The following is a 14,179-nucleotide window of genomic DNA, read 5'->3' on the forward strand; positions in this document are numbered from 1 at the left end:
GCATGGCCAACTTCCGGCTGCACGACCCGGATTGCGTCATGATCCACATCCACAAGACCGGCGGAACCACCATCCGCCGGCACCTGTGGCAAGGCCGCTTTTCCGGCCGTGCCTTTGGGGAAACGCGCCCCGAATGGCAGGGTCTCTACACCTTTGCCTTCGTGCGCCACCCGCTGGACCGCTTCGTCTCGGCCTACTCCTATTTCAGCCAGCAGCGCGGGTTTGATGGTACGATCGAAGATTTCGCCGAAATCACCCTGAATACCACGATCGACCACACCGGCACCCGCAGTTCCAAGGCCGAGATTATCCGCCACCACACCATCCAGCAGACCCACCGGTTCTACTGCCTGAACTCCGCCGACGATCTCTACCGGTTCGAGGATTTCGACAACGAAATCGCTCGTCTCGCTGTAAAAACCGGCCTGAAATACAAGAAAATCCCCCACGCCAACCGCAGCGAACACGGCCTCTGGCAGGACCACATCACCGGCCCGCTTCTCGACCAACTCTGCGCCTTCTACGCTCGGGACTTCGCCGAACTCGGCTACCCCGCGCCCTGATCTTCATCTTGGTAAAAATACTCCGGGGGTGAATTGGCCAACGGCCAAGAGGGGGCAGCGCCCCCTTAGTACCCAGCCGCCCGATCCACCACGAACAACAAGGGCTCCCCGGCTTCGGCTCGCCGGATGTTCTCGGCAATCACTTCGGACGCGGTATCCGCCCGCGTTTCGGACGCGATGTGCGGCGTCACAGTCACGTTCGGATGCGCCCAAAAGGGATGCTCGGCGGGCAAAGGCTCGACCCGAAACACATCCAGCGTTGCATGGCCAACTTGGCCGCTATCCAACGCCGCCAGCAGAGCGTCGTCATCAATCAACGGACCACGGCCAGGGTTAATCAACTTGGCGCCGTGCGCCAGAACGCCCAAAGCCTCCGCATCCAGAACGTTCTCGGTATCTGGCGTGTCGGGCAGCAGCAGGACCACAATTTCGGCGCCGCGCAACGCCTCTAGCAGCCCGTCCGCGCTGGAAAAACACGACACACCTGCAACCTGACGCTGACTGCGCGACCAACCGCGGACCTGAAATCCGAACCGCACCAGCATCTCGGCGCAGGTCCGGCCCAATTCCCCCAGACCCAGCACCGTCACCTTGCGATCCTGTGCCAAAGGCGGCGGGCTGTGACGCCACACGCCGTCCTGAACCAGAATGTGCTGATCCATCCCCAAGTGATATCGCAGCACATGGCCGGTCACGAACTCGACCATACCCTTCTTCAATCCGGGGTCCACCATGCGGGCCAGCGACATCGTCAACGACTGATTCCCCACAATCTTTTCCACACCCGCCCACAGACTCAGAACCGCCTTGCACCGCTTAAAAGGCGAGAAATCCTGCAATGCCTTGTGGGGGGCGTAAACGATGTAATCCACATCCTCGGGCGCGTGATCCATGGACAGATCTGCGTCCAGTCCCGCAGCGGCCAAAGCCCGACCCAGCGGCGCCTCGTATTCATCCCAATAGGCGGGCGGCGCAGCGAGCAGGACGTTGATCATCGGGACTTACCTCTGTTTGTGGACGTGGGCACTCTGGACCAGACCAAAGGCGACCAGCAACACCAACATCGCCGATCCGCCGTAACTGACCAGCGGCAAGGGCACACCCACAACGGGAGCCAACCCCATCACCATCGACATGTTCACCGCAAAGAACAGAAAGAACGTCATCGCGATCCCCAGCGTCAGCAAGGACGAGAACCGGTCGCGGTTACTCAGCGCGGTCGCGATGCAGAAGGCGATGATCAAGGCATAGATCGTCAGCAGGGAAATTCCGCCGATGAACCCGAACTCTTCGGCCAGCGTAGTAAAGATAAAGTCGGTGTGTTTTTCGGGCAGAAAGTTCAGGCGGGTCTGGGTGCCCTGCATATACCCTTTGCCCGTCCAGCCACCGGACCCCAGCGCGATTTTGGACTGGGTGATGTGATAGCCCGCGCCCAAAGGGTCGCTTTCAGGGTTCAAGAAGGTGTCGATCCGGCGGAACTGGTAGTCCTTGATCAACTGCCACGCGGTGCCGCGGCTTTGGAACACGGCGGCCACCATGCCGACGCCCGCAGTAATCACCACCCCGAAATAGGCCCAGTGCACACCGGCCATGAACATCACTGCCCCGCCGCCGATCATCAGCAGCAGCGCCGTCCCGAGGTCGGGCTGCTTCAGGACCAATGCCACGGGAATCATGATCAGCATTACGGGGATGAACACCCACAGCGGTCGAGAGGTTTTGTTCACCGGCAGCCAGTCGTAATAGGCGGCCAGCAGCATCACCACGGTGATCTTGGTCAGCTCGGATGGTTGCAGGCGCATGAACCCTATGTCGATCCAGCGCTGCGCGCCCATGCCGACCACCCCGAACAGCTCCACCACCAGCAGCAGCAGAACCGACAGCCCGTACGCCACCGCCGAGATGTTGCGCCAGAACCAGATCGGGACCATCGCGATCACCAGCATGGCGAACATCCCCATGCCAAAGCGGATCATCTGGGCCCAGGCAAACGGCCGCAGCGAACCACCGGTCACCGAGTACAGCATCAAAAATCCTGCACTGGCAGCCGCCGTGATCAGCAGGATCAACGGCCAGTTCAGATAGAGGATCTTGCGCGCGCCCGTGGGCACATATTTGACGTTATACTCGAGATAGCTCATGCGCGTATGTTGCCTTCGGCAGTCTTGGCCTGCATCAGTTCTTCGATTTTCTTGCGCTCTTCCATGATCTTGTCCCGATCAGCCGAGGGGTAAGCCTCGGGCGGGGGCGGGCCGCCAAACAGGGCCTCGAGCGCGATGTCACGGGCAATCGGGGCCGCCGTAGCCGAGCCACCGCCGCCATGTTCCACCACAACCGCGACGGCCACTTTGGGACGCTCATAGGGGGCAAAGCAGACAAACAGCGCGTGGTCGCGTTCGCGCCACGGCACTTCGTCGTTGCGGACAACGCGGTTGCTGACCTGCGCGGTGCCGGTCTTGCCTGCCATGCGCTTGGTCTCGTCCTCGATCCGCGATTTATAGGCGGTGCCGCGACGGTTGTTGACCACGGCGAACATGCCGCGACGGACCTGACGCAGGTAATCCTCGTTGATGCCAAGGCTCTCGCCGCCCTGTTCGGGGGTGGGCTTGCCGTCGATCGACTTGATCAGGCGGGGGGTGACGCTGCGCCCCGTGGCGATGCGGGCCGACATGACCGCCAGTTGCAACGGGGTGCTCAGGACATAGCCCTGACCGATGCTGGCGTTCACCGTGTCACCGATCAGCCAATCCTCTCCGCGGGCCTCAAGCTTCCATTGTTTGTCGGGGGTCAGGCCAGCGGCCACGGCGGACATCGGGATGTCGAACCGTTCCCCCAGACCCAGCTTGCGGGCGGTTTCGGCGATCTTCTCGATGCCGACCTTCAGCGCGAGGTCATAATAATAGACGTCACAGCTGTGCCGCAGTGACGAAATCAGGTCCATCGATCCGTGACCCGAACGCTTCCAGCAGTGAAAGCGGCGCCCGCCGACCTCGAAATGGCCGGGGCAATAGGCAGTGTCGTTCGAGGTGATCACGCCCGCGTCCAGACCCGCCAGCGCCGTCACCATTTTGAAGGTCGAGCCGGGCGGATAGGCATCCTGCACCGTTTTCGACGCCAACGGCCGGTGGTCGTTGTCCCGCAGGATCGAGTAGTCCGACACCGAAATCCCGCGCACAAACAGGTTGGGGTCGAAACTGGGGGCCGAGCCGATGCCCAGAATGTCGCCGGTATCGCAATCCAGCACCACGGCGCTGGCGGATTCGTGGCCAAGACGGGCCTGGATGTAACTTTGCAGCTTGTGGTCGATGGTCAGCTGGACGTTTGCGCCCGCGATCCCTTCGCGGCGTTCCAGTTCGCGCATGACGCGGCCAGCGGCGTTGACCTCTTCTTGCTTGGTGCCGGCAGAGCCGCGCAGCATGTCCTCAAGCTTGGCCTCGACCCCGATCTTGCCGATCTGGAAGCGGGGGATGCGCAGCAGCTGGTCAGGCTCTTCGATCTTGGACAGGTCATAGTCGGACACGGGGCCCACATAGCCCACCACATGCGCAAAATCCCCGGCCAAGGGGTATTTGCGGGACAAGCCGACCTCGGGCGTGATGCCGGGCAGGGCGGGGGCGTTGACGGCGACCTTGGAAATCTCTTCCCAACTGACGCGGTCGGCGATGGTCACGGGCAAGAAGGGGGCGGTGCGCATCCGCTCCATCTCGGTGCGGGCGCGGTTCAGATCGTCGGATTCCAGATGGATGATCTTGGACAGACGATCCAGAACCTCTTCGACATTGCCCGCATCCTCGGGGACGATGACGATCCGGTAGCTGGGTTCGTTGGTCGCGATCGGGGTGCCTTCGCGGTCCATAATCAGGCCACGGGCAGGGGGCAGCAGACGGACCTTGATCCGGTTCTCTTCGGCCAGCAGACGGAATTCTTCGGCCTGATTGACCTGCATGTGCCGCATCCGCGCGGCCAGCAGCGCGACAAAGCCCATCTGCATGCCGCCCACAATCAACCCGCGCCGCGTAATGCGCCGGTGGCTGGTCGTGGTGTCCCGTTCACTGCGTCTCATCGTTTGTGTCCCAAGGAATCGACCTCGCCGGGGGCGGCTCTGCGCAGGCCGAACAGGGTGTTCAGCGCCAGAACCACCAGCGGGTAGGCTGCGATTGTGACAACGATCTGGGTCAAGGTTAGCCCCAGAGGTTCGTTGGGCACCACAAATAATGTCTGTACGATCCGGTACAACAGCTTGGACATCACAAATGCCAGACCGACCACGCCCCACTCGAGCGGGAAGGGCGCATCACGCAATCCTTCCTCGCGTCTGCGCAGAAAATCGCTGAGGCCCACGGTGATGGCAGCCCACAAACCGGGCGGGCGCTGGAACAGCAGGTCGCCCATCAGCGCCACCATCGCGATCAGCACCATCGGCACCGAATCGGGGCGGCGCAGCATCCACGCCATGGTCACGCAGATCAACAGGTCCGGTCCGGCCCATGCGGTGGGCAGCGAATCCAGCGGCAGCAGGCGGCAAAAGGTCAGCGCTGCCGCGATCACCAGATACCCAAGGGTCAGAACCCAGCGGCCCGGAAATTCGCTATCCGCCATTGCCGGTCGCCTCGGGCTCGGGCTGAAGGACGCCGGTGTCCAGCGCGTCCACGGGGACACCCAGATCAACCGCGTCGGGGAAAGTGTCGTCGGCGCTCAGGGGGGCGACAAGACCACCGTGGCTGCCGATATCCTCGGCCGGTTGGCTGCGCAGAACCTTGAGGAACTTCAGTCGCTCATAGTCGGCGGCCAGACGCACGCGCAAACGCCCGTTCCGGTCTTGGGCCACCTGACCCACCAGCAACCCTGCCGGAAACACCCCCCCATCGCCCGAGGACACAACGCGGTCACCGGGGCGTACCAGATCGGGGTTCTCGATAAACTCGAGCGGCGGAGCGGGGCTGTTGTCGCCCACGATCATCGCGCGCTGGCCCGAAGGCTGCACACTGACCGGAACGCGGCTGTTGGTGTCGGTCAGCAGGATCACGCGGCTGGTGCGTTCGCCCACGCCAGCGATCCGCCCCACAAGGCCGATCCCGTCCATCGTCGCCCAACCGTCCACGATCCCGTCACGGGTGCCGACATTCAGCAGCACCGACTGACGGAAAGGAGACCCGCTGTCCGCCAACACCTCGCCCGAGATTTTGGTCAGCGCGGGGTCCAGACGCATGTTGTTCAGGTCCAGAAGGCGGGCGTTTTCCTGCTCCAGCTGAAGGGCGGCTTCTTTCCACGCCTTCATCTGCTGCAGTTCGCGGCGCAGTTCGGTGTTCTGTTCGGTCAGCCGTCGATAGCTTTGCAGATCGCGGAACAGTTCCACCGTCGCGGTCACAGGGGCCATCGCCCAATCCATGCTCGGCACAACGCGGTCAATCACCGCCATGCGGAAACGCTCCACACGGGGCGAGTCGATCCGCCAAACCAGAAAAATCGCAGACAGCAAAAGTATAAGCACCGCCAAGCCGAGCCTGCGTAGCGGTGCGTAATAATCTTCGCCGTTATTGCCGTGCTTTGCCAAAGTTTACTCCAGCACGCGGCCGCCGAGACGGCTCATATCAGCTGTCGTAGTCGATGACGTGACGCAGCTGCTTTTCGTATTCCAGCGCCTTGCCGGTGCCCAAGGCAACACAGTTCAGGCTGTCATCCGCAACGCTGATCGCCAGACCGGTTGCTTCGCGCAGGGCCAGATCCAGTTCACCCAGCAGCGCGCCGCCACCGGTCAGCATCACGCCGCGGTCCACGATGTCCGCCGCCAGATCCGGCGGGGTCGCTTCGAGAGCGGTCATCACGGCTTCGCAGATCGACTGAACGGGTTCGCTCAGGGCTTCGGCAACTTGGCCTTGGCTGATCTCGATCTCTTTGGGCACACCGTTCAGCAAGTCGCGGCCACGAATCAGCATACATGCGCCGCGGCCATCGTCGGGCATACGTGCTGTACCGATGCTGGTCTTGATGCGCTCTGCGGTGGCTTCACCGATCAAGAGGTTATGCTGGCGGCGCAGGTAGTTAATGATCGCCTCGTCCATACGGTCACCACCAACGCGGACCGAACGTGCGTAAACGATGTCACCCAGCGACAGAACCGCCACCTCGGTGGTACCACCGCCGATGTCGACAACCATGTTGCCGGTGGGGTCAGTGATGGGCATGCCTGCACCGATCGCGGCCGCGATCGGCTCTGCGATCAGACCGGCGCGGCGGGCACCTGCTGACAGAACAGACTGACGGATCGCGCGCTTTTCAACGGGGGTTGCGCCGTGGGGTACGCAAACGATGATCTTCGGCTTCGAGAAGGTCGAGCGCTTGTGCACCTTGCGGATGAAGTGCTTGATCATCTCTTCGGCAACGTCAAAGTCCGCGATGACACCTTCGCGCATCGGGCGGATGGCCTCGATGCTGCCGGGGGTACGACCCAGCATCAGCTTTGCATCTTCGCCAACGGCCAGCACTTTTTTGGTGCCGTCTTTGACGTGATAGGCCACCACAGAGGGCTCCGACAGGATGATACCGCGGCCTTTGACGTAGACCAAGGTGTTGGCGGTCCCAAGGTCGATCGCCATGTCAGATGAAAATACGCCCTGCAAACTTCCAAGGAACGCCATAGTGGAGGCCTCACATTAATAAATTAGATGCCCGCGACTCCGCATGGGGCAGGCGATGCCCTTATAGGGTCGCAATTCGCTGCGGAAAAGGGGCCAGAATAGTCAAATCAGCACCATTCCGCCTTTCCAATGTCCTCCCTGCACGGGTAAGAGGCGCTATGCTGTCCTATCAACACATCTACCACGCCGGAAATGCCGCAGATCTGCAAAAGCATATGCTTCTTGCGGCGGTCCTGTCGTACCTGACCCAAAAGGACAAACCCCTCTCGTATCTCGAGACTCACTCGGGGCGGGGCCTCTATATGCTGGACGCCCCCGAGGCGGTCAAAACCGGCGAGGCCGAGGCAGGCATCACCGCCGCCCTGTCCCGCGCGGCCATCCCCGCAGACCACCCCTATGCGCAGGCAGTGTCGGCCATCCGCGCAGAGCATGGCCCGACAGCCTATCCCGGATCGCCGATGATCGCGGCGCATCTGCTGCGCCCTATGGACAGCATTCACCTGGCCGAACTGCACCCGCGCGAGCATGATGCCTTGCGCACCGCCATGCGCGGCACCGGCGCCAAGGTCTACAAACAAGACGGGTTCGAACTGGCCCAAGCCATGTGCCCCCCGACCCCGCGCCGCGGCCTGTGCCTGATCGACCCGAGCTACGAGGTCAAAGAGGACTACGCCCGCATCCCACGCGAAATAGCGAACCTGCACCGCAAGTGGAACGTGGGCATCATCGCCCTGTGGTACCCGATCCTGACCTCGGGCGCTCACAAACCCATGCTGACTGCGCTAAAGTCCCAGAACCTGCCCGACGCCCTGATCCACGAGGTCCACTTCCCCCCCGTGCGCGAAGGGCACCGGATGATCGGCTCGGGCATGTATGTCGTGAACGCCCCGTGGGGTACCACCGACGCGATCAAGCAGATCGATAGGCTGTTCCCGAAACGCTAGAGCGGCAATTGCGCTGGCGAAACCGCTCGATCGTTCGGGCCCACTCAGCAGCGGCAACATCCCCACAAAATACCTGCCACTCCCCAAGTCGGCACCGCATCTGGCGGCCCTCTGCATGGCGTTCTAGCGCGCGGCCCTGATCTTCATCTTGGCAAAAATACCCACGTCGCAACGCCAGCCTCACATCCCGCCAGCCATCAAAAGAAAAAGGGCCAGCCAAACGGCTAGCCCCCAATTCTCACGCTAAAAGACCCGGATCAGATGGTGTCTTTGTAGCTCACTTCCTTGGTGTCCTTGCCCGATTTCTCGCGGCGGACCAGCAGGCGGTTCACCGCGCTGACATAGGCCTTGGCCGAGGCAACCACGGTGTCGGTATCCGCAGCCTGACCGGTCACAACGCGGCCGTCCTCTTCGAGGCGGACGGTCACGGTGGCCTGTGCGTCGGTACCTTCGGTGACTGCGTGCACTTGGTACAGCTGCAGACGGGCGCCGTGCGGGAAGATCGCCTTGACCGCGTTAAAGGTCGCGTCCACGGGGCCGTCGCCTTTTGCGGTGTGCTGGATGTCTTTGCCGTCAACGGTCAGGATCAGGTCGGCAGACTGGGGCGCTTCGGTGCCGCAGATCACGCGCAGGAACTTGACGCTCAGGCGGTTGCTCTCGGGTGCGGCACCCGATTGGGCCAGCGCGACGATATCGTCGTCGTAGACCTCTTTCTTGCGGTCAGCGAGCTCTTTGAAGCGGACGAAGATGTCCATCAGCTCGTTGTCGGCAACGTCGTAGCCAAGGTCGTTCAGCTTGGCGCGCAGCGCGGCGCGGCCCGAGTGTTTGCCCAGCGGCAGCGAGGTGCCGGCCAGACCCACATCGGCGGGGCGCATGATCTCGAACGTTTCGGCGTTTTTCAGCATACCGTCCTGGTGGATGCCGCTCTCGTGGGCAAAGGCGTTCTTGCCGACGATGGCCTTGTTGTACTGGACGTTAAAGCCCGAGGCCGACGCCACACGGCGCGAGATGTTCATGATCTTGGTGGTGTCGATGCCGGTGGTGAACGGCATGATGTCGTGACGGACCTTCAGCGCCATTACAACTTCTTCGAGCGCGGTGTTACCGGCGCGTTCACCCAGACCGTTGATGGTGCATTCAATCTGACGCGCGCCACCTTCGACAGCGGCCAGCGCGTTCGCAGTCGCCATGCCAAGGTCGTTGTGGCAGTGGGTCGCAAAGATCACGTCATCGGCGCCGGGGACGGTTTCGATCAGGCGGCGGATCAGGTCCGCGCTCTCACGCGGGGCGGTGTAGCCCACGGTGTCGGGGATGTTGATGGTGGTCGCGCCGGCTTTGATGGCGATCTCGATCACACGGCAGAGATAGTCCCACTCGGTGCGGGTCGCGTCCATGGGGGACCACTGCACGTCATCCACCAGATTGCGGGCGTGGGTCACAGTCTCGTGGATGCGCTCGGCCATCTCATCCATGGTCAGGTTGGGGATGGCGCGGTGCAGCGGCGAGGTGCCGATAAAGGTGTGGATGCGCGGCTTGGCGGCGTGACGCACGGCCTCGGCGCAGCGGTCGATGTCTTTGAAGTTCGCGCGGGCAAGGCCACAGATGGTGGCGTTCTTGCTGCGCTGCGCGATTTCCGAAACGGCGCGGAAGTCGCCTTCGGACGCGATCGGGAAACCGGCCTCGATGATGTCGACGCCCATCTGATCCAGAAGCTCGGCAATCTCCAGCTTCTCGTCGTGGGTCATGGTCGCGCCGGGGCTTTGCTCGCCGTCACGAAGGGTGGTGTCGAAAATTTTGACGCGGTTGGTCGCAGTGGTCATAGGAATCTCGCTTCAATTCTCCGGGGTGCCCGGGGGCTGTTCAATGGGAAACAGGGGCGCGATAGATGACTCCTCTGAGCGGACGCGCCCATTGGGCACGCTCAGAGGCGAGTTAGGAGAAGTAGGGACAGGGCCAGTGCCGAAGCACAGCCTGCAGGAGCGTTAGACGCGTTATGTCCCAAAGTCATCATGGGCGGCATCTATACATGCCAGCGACCGGATGAAAAGCGGGAAATGTTGATGGCGCGTGTTGGGGCACTAGGTGCGTCTGTTGAACGGCGGCTCCGTTGGATCGGGCGCGCCATTGAGTATTTTCGGCAAAGAAGAAGCATGAAGGTCTGGGAGGGGCGGCATGGCGCGGGCGTTGGTGATCGGAGCCTCGGGGGGAATCGGGTCGGCCTTGGTGAGGGAGCTAGGGGCGCGCGGCTATGACGTGACGGGGCTGTCGCGGTCGGCGGACGGGCTGGATGTGACGGATGAGGCTTCGGTCGTTGCAGCGTTTGCGCGACTGGAGGGGCTGTTTGACGTGGTGGTTTGTGCGACGGGGGCCTTGGAGGTGGATGGGGCTGCGCCGGAGAAGTCTGTGCGGCAGCTGGATGCCAAGGCGATGGCGGATCAGTTTGCGGTGAACTGCATCGGGCCTGCGATTATGATGCGCGAGGCGGTGCGGCTGCTGCCCAAGGAAGAGCGGTCGGTGATGGCGGTTCTGTCCGCGCGGGTTGGTAGCATCGGGGACAACCGCTTGGGTGGGTGGCACAGCTATCGTGCGGCCAAGGCGGCGGTGAACCAGATCGTGCGCGGCGTGGCGATCGAGTTGGGGCGCAGTCATCCCGGCTGTATATGCGTGTCCCTGCATCCCGGCACTGTGGCCACCGAGTTTACCCGCAAATATCTGGGACGGCATCCAGCTGTGCCTGCCGATGAGGCCGCTTTGCATTTGGTGGATGTGATCGAGGGGCTGACACCGGATCAGTCCGGCGGGTTTTATGACTATGCAGCCAAGGAGATCCCGTGGTGAGTGACAAGCGGCGTCTGATACTGGTTCTGGGGGATCAACTGTCGATGGACCTGTCTGCCTTGCGAGAGGGGGATAAGGACCGCGATGTGGTTGTGATGGCCGAGGTTGCTGACGAGGCGACCTATGTGAAGCATCACCCCAAAAAGATCGCGTTCCTGTTCGCCGCCATGCGCAAGTTCGCGCGGGCGCTGGAGGAGGATGGCTGGCAGGTCGCGTATCGGCGGCTCGATCAGGACGGCAGTGACAGCATCTGCGGAGAGCTCTTGCGCAGGGCCGAAGAGTTTGACGCCCACGAAGTGCTGGCGACCGAACCCGGTGAGTTCCGATTGATCGAGGCATTGGAAAACTGCCCCGTGCCGGTTCACATGTTCGGGGATGACCGGTTTCTGGCCTCTCATGCCGAGTTCGAGGATTGGGCGGAGGGGCGCAAAGCCCTGCGGATGGAGTATTTCTATCGCGAGATGCGGCGCAAGACGGGGCTCTTGATGGACGGTGATGATCCGGCCGGGGGCAAGTGGAATTTCGACCACGAGAACCGCAAACCTGCGCCCGACGAGGTGACCCACAAGGGACCTCTGCGTTTTGACCCTGACGAGGAGGTGCAGGAGGTTCTGGACTTGGTCGGTGCGCGGTTCGGCAAACATTTCGGATCGCTCGACGGGTTCTTCTTTGCCACCACGCGGGAGCAGGCGCTGGAGGCGATGACGGATTTCATGAAGAACGCCTTGGCGCGGTTCGGAGATTATCAGGACGCCATGCTGACCGATCAGCGGTGGCTCTATCATTCGATCCTGTCGCCCTACATCAACGCGGGGCTGCTGAACCCGCTCGAGGTTTGTCAGGCCGCCGAGGCCGAGTACAAGGCGGGCCGCGCGCCCATCAACGCGGTCGAGGGGTTCATCCGGCAGATCATCGGCTGGCGGGAATATGTGCGGGGCATCTACTTCCTGAAGGGGCCGGACTACATGGCCAATAACGCGCTAGGGCACGGGCGCAAGCTGCCAGCGTTCTATTGGGGGGCCGAGACGCGTATGAAATGCGTGGAATGCGCGGTGACCTCCACGCAGCAAGAGGCCTATGCCCACCACATTCAACGCCTAATGATCACAGGAAATTTCGCGCTGCTGGCGGGGGTCGATCCCGCCGAGGTTCATGAGTGGTATCTGGCGGTGTATGCGGACGCCTATGAATGGGTCGAAGCCCCGAACACCATCGGGATGAGCCAGTTTGCGGATGGCGGGGTGCTGGGGTCAAAGCCCTATGTCAGCTCGGGCAGCTACATCAACCGGATGTCGGATCACTGCAAATCCTGCCACTACACCGTCAGCAAAAAGACGGGGCAGGGGGCGTGCCCATTTAACCTGCTCTACTGGCATTTTCTGGATCGCCACCGCGAACGGTTCGAGAAGAACCCGCGGATGGGGAACATGTACCGGACGTGGGACAAGATGGACGCGGATCACCGCGAGACCGTGCTGCAAGAGGCCGACAGCCTCTTGCGTAGTATGGATCAGGGGGGCGTCGTCTGACGCCAGCCCTTATTCGGTTTTGGGTGCTTCTTCGGTGGGGGCTTCCGTGGCCGGAGCCTCGGCAGGGGCGGCATCTGCTGCGGGGGCTGCGGCCTCGTCCGGAACGGCGGGGGCGTCGGTTGCCCCCTCGGCCGGTGCGGCAGCTGCGTCATCGGTCACCAGCGCGCCGTTGTCCCACTGGCCTTCGGTCTGCTGACCGGTGGTATAGCGCATGATGCCATAGCCCTGACGCTTGCCCTCGAGGAACTCGCCCTCGTAGACGTCGCCGTTGGCATAGGTCGCCTTGCCGGTTCCGCTGATCTCGCCGTTCTGCCACTGGCCTTCGTATTTGAAGCCGTCGGTCATGGTGATCGTCCCGTTGCCCTGACGTTTGCCAGCCACAAAATCACCGTCATAGACTGTGCCGTCTGCATAGGTCGCCACGCCGCGGCCCTGACGTTCGCCATCCACCCACGACCCGTCATAGCGATACCCGTCAGGCATGGTCAGCACGCCCTTGCCATCGTTGCGGGCGTTCTTGAAGCCGCCCTCATAGACCAGACCGTTGGTATAGGTGATTTTGCCCTGCCCCTCGATCACTCCCGCCTGCCAGTCGCCGGTATAGCTGTTGCCGTCGGGATAGGTGATGGTGCCGGTGCCGTTGGGCAGGCCCTTCGATACGTCGCCGTCATAGATCGAGCCGTCGGGGTAGGTCATCTTGCCCTTTCCCTCGATCTCGCCGTTGGTCCAGTTGCCGGTATAGGTGTACTTGTCCGCGCCGCGGAAGGTGCCCTGACCGTGGCGCTGGTCATCCTGAAACGCGCCTTCGTAGGTGTCGCCGCTGGCATAGGTGACCTTGCCCTGACCCTGACGTTTGCCATCGACCAGTTCGCCTTCGTAGACGTCGCCATTGGCCAGCGTCAGCTTGCCCGAGCCGTTGATCTGCCCGTTGGACCATGTCCCCTCATAGATCAGGCCGTCCGACATGGTCAGAGTGCCCTGACCCGCGCGGGTGCCGTCCTTGATCTCGCCTTCATAGACCGCGCCATCGGGATAGGTGATGGTGCCGCGCCCTTCTTTGACGCCGTTCACCCAATCGCCTTCGTAGACATAGCCGCCGGGGCTTTCCATACGGCCCGAGCCGTGGTGCATCGCCTTGAGGAACCCGCCCTCATAGCGCACGCCGGTGGCATAGTTGGCAACGCCCTGACCGCTGATCTCGCCCTCGACCCACTCACCCTCATAGGTGCCGCCGTCCGCAAAGGTGATCTTGCCGATCCCGTGGGGTTTGCCCTTGGCGAAATCGCCGACATAGACCGACCCGTTGGGGAAATGTGCCTCGCCTTTGCCGCGGATCTCGCCGGCGACCCAATCGCCGGTATAGGTGAATCCGTTGGGCAGACGATAGGTGCCGGTTCCGTCCTGAAGCCCGTCCTTGAACGTGCCTTCATAGATGCCACCATCGTCATATTGCTTGGTGATCACCTCGCCCGCGTCTTGTGCCAGAGCCGATCCGCCCAACATCACGGCAAACGCAGTGGTCGCCACAAAGCTTTTGAAATCGCGCATCTTTCCCTCCTGATACGGGGAAGTTCCCATTAATCAACTCGATATGGACCCTAATTCACCCCCCGACTTCGGGCAATGGAATTCGCGCCCTCTCTTTCCCTCGGCCCCTATTCTGATAA

General features: G+C 62.3%; 12 protein-coding genes. 4 read left to right on the forward strand and 8 right to left on the reverse strand.

The window, feature by feature from the left end:
* Positions 1-2: 2 nt before the first annotated feature.
* On the forward strand, positions 3-563 hold the full coding sequence (locus HJ536_RS03875; protein ID WP_177156724.1) for a sulfotransferase family 2 domain-containing protein: 561 nt from the start codon (positions 3-5) through the stop codon (positions 561-563).
* A 65-nt stretch (positions 564-628) separates the two neighbouring features.
* Here the strand turns inward: HJ536_RS03875 and HJ536_RS03880 are convergent, their stop codons facing one another.
* Genes HJ536_RS03880 through HJ536_RS03905 form a run of 6 tightly spaced genes read right to left on the reverse strand, consistent with a single transcriptional unit; the run spans position 629 to position 7,201 of the window.
* The gene (locus tag HJ536_RS03880; protein WP_177156725.1) at positions 629-1,558 is read right to left on the reverse strand and encodes a 2-hydroxyacid dehydrogenase; all 930 of its coding nucleotides are present in this window, start codon (positions 1,556-1,558) and stop codon (positions 629-631) included.
* A gap of 6 nt (positions 1,559-1,564) precedes the next feature.
* Entirely contained in the window at positions 1,565-2,704 is a 1,140-nt protein-coding gene (gene rodA / locus HJ536_RS03885) for a rod shape-determining protein RodA (RefSeq protein WP_176852336.1), read from the reverse strand.
* Positions 2,701-4,626 (reverse strand): penicillin-binding protein 2, encoded by a 1,926-nt coding sequence (mrdA, locus tag HJ536_RS03890; RefSeq protein ID WP_177156726.1) that lies wholly within the window; start codon positions 4,624-4,626, stop codon positions 2,701-2,703. Before mrdA ends, rodA begins: the two co-directional genes overlap by 4 nt.
* A complete protein-coding gene (locus HJ536_RS03895; protein ID WP_176852334.1) occupies positions 4,623-5,162 on the reverse strand; it encodes a rod shape-determining protein MreD in 540 nt (179 codons plus the stop codon). The genes mrdA and HJ536_RS03895 overlap by 4 nt, the downstream gene beginning before the upstream one ends.
* Entirely contained in the window at positions 5,152-6,117 is a 966-nt protein-coding gene (gene mreC, locus HJ536_RS03900; protein ID WP_176852333.1) for a rod shape-determining protein MreC, read from the reverse strand. The genes HJ536_RS03895 and mreC overlap by 11 nt, the downstream gene beginning before the upstream one ends.
* Before the next feature lie 37 nt (positions 6,118-6,154).
* Positions 6,155-7,201, reverse strand: coding sequence for a rod shape-determining protein (locus HJ536_RS03905; RefSeq protein ID WP_176852332.1), 1,047 nt, complete (start codon positions 7,199-7,201; stop codon positions 6,155-6,157).
* Positions 7,202-7,359: 158 nt separating this feature from the next.
* Between HJ536_RS03905 and HJ536_RS03910 the strand changes: the two genes are divergently transcribed.
* Positions 7,360-8,145, forward strand: coding sequence for a 23S rRNA (adenine(2030)-N(6))-methyltransferase RlmJ (locus HJ536_RS03910; RefSeq protein ID WP_177156727.1), 786 nt, complete (start codon positions 7,360-7,362; stop codon positions 8,143-8,145).
* A gap of 257 nt (positions 8,146-8,402) precedes the next feature.
* Here the strand turns inward: HJ536_RS03910 and HJ536_RS03915 are convergent, their stop codons facing one another.
* The gene (locus HJ536_RS03915) at positions 8,403-9,965 is read right to left on the reverse strand and encodes a 2-isopropylmalate synthase (protein ID WP_177156728.1); all 1,563 of its coding nucleotides are present in this window, start codon (positions 9,963-9,965) and stop codon (positions 8,403-8,405) included.
* Positions 9,966-10,317: 352 nt separating this feature from the next.
* On the opposite strand from HJ536_RS03915, the gene HJ536_RS03920 reads away from it, so the two are divergent.
* A complete protein-coding gene (locus HJ536_RS03920; protein WP_177156729.1) occupies positions 10,318-10,983 on the forward strand; it encodes an SDR family NAD(P)-dependent oxidoreductase in 666 nt (221 codons plus the stop codon).
* Positions 10,980-12,512, forward strand: coding sequence for a cryptochrome/photolyase family protein (locus HJ536_RS03925; RefSeq protein WP_338082405.1), 1,533 nt, complete (start codon positions 10,980-10,982; stop codon positions 12,510-12,512). The genes HJ536_RS03920 and HJ536_RS03925 overlap by 4 nt, the downstream gene beginning before the upstream one ends.
* A gap of 9 nt (positions 12,513-12,521) precedes the next feature.
* Here HJ536_RS03925 and HJ536_RS03930 read toward each other — a convergent pair whose 3' ends face one another.
* Positions 12,522-14,060 (reverse strand): MORN repeat-containing protein, encoded by a 1,539-nt coding sequence (locus tag HJ536_RS03930; protein WP_177156730.1) that lies wholly within the window; start codon positions 14,058-14,060, stop codon positions 12,522-12,524.
* Positions 14,061-14,179 lie beyond the last annotated feature (119 nt).

The sequence above is a fragment of the Donghicola mangrovi genome (genome assembly GCF_013377535.1).
GTDB lineage: Bacteria > Pseudomonadota > Alphaproteobacteria > Rhodobacterales > Rhodobacteraceae > Donghicola > Donghicola mangrovi.

What these genes read in the sequence shown, in the direction of transcription:
- HJ536_RS03875 (WP_177156724.1), top strand. Translation starts at nt 3, where the DNA reads ATGGCCAACTTCCGGCTGCACGACCCGGATTGCGTCATGATCCACATC.
- HJ536_RS03880 (WP_177156725.1), bottom strand. Translation starts at nt 1,558, where the DNA reads ATGATCAACGTCCTGCTCGCTGCGCCGCCCGCCTATTGGGATGAATAC.
- rodA (WP_176852336.1), bottom strand. Translation starts at nt 2,704, where the DNA reads ATGAGCTATCTCGAGTATAACGTCAAATATGTGCCCACGGGCGCGCGC.
- mrdA (WP_177156726.1), bottom strand. Translation starts at nt 4,626, where the DNA reads ATGAGACGCAGTGAACGGGACACCACGACCAGCCACCGGCGCATTACG.
- HJ536_RS03895 (WP_176852334.1), bottom strand. Translation starts at nt 5,162, where the DNA reads ATGGCGGATAGCGAATTTCCGGGCCGCTGGGTTCTGACCCTTGGGTAT.
- HJ536_RS03905 (WP_176852332.1), bottom strand. Translation starts at nt 7,201, where the DNA reads ATGGCGTTCCTTGGAAGTTTGCAGGGCGTATTTTCATCTGACATGGCG.
- HJ536_RS03910 (WP_177156727.1), top strand. Translation starts at nt 7,360, where the DNA reads ATGCTGTCCTATCAACACATCTACCACGCCGGAAATGCCGCAGATCTG.
- HJ536_RS03915 (WP_177156728.1), bottom strand. Translation starts at nt 9,965, where the DNA reads ATGACCACTGCGACCAACCGCGTCAAAATTTTCGACACCACCCTTCGT.
- HJ536_RS03920 (WP_177156729.1), top strand. Translation starts at nt 10,318, where the DNA reads ATGGCGCGGGCGTTGGTGATCGGAGCCTCGGGGGGAATCGGGTCGGCC.
- HJ536_RS03930 (WP_177156730.1), bottom strand. Translation starts at nt 14,060, where the DNA reads ATGCGCGATTTCAAAAGCTTTGTGGCGACCACTGCGTTTGCCGTGATG.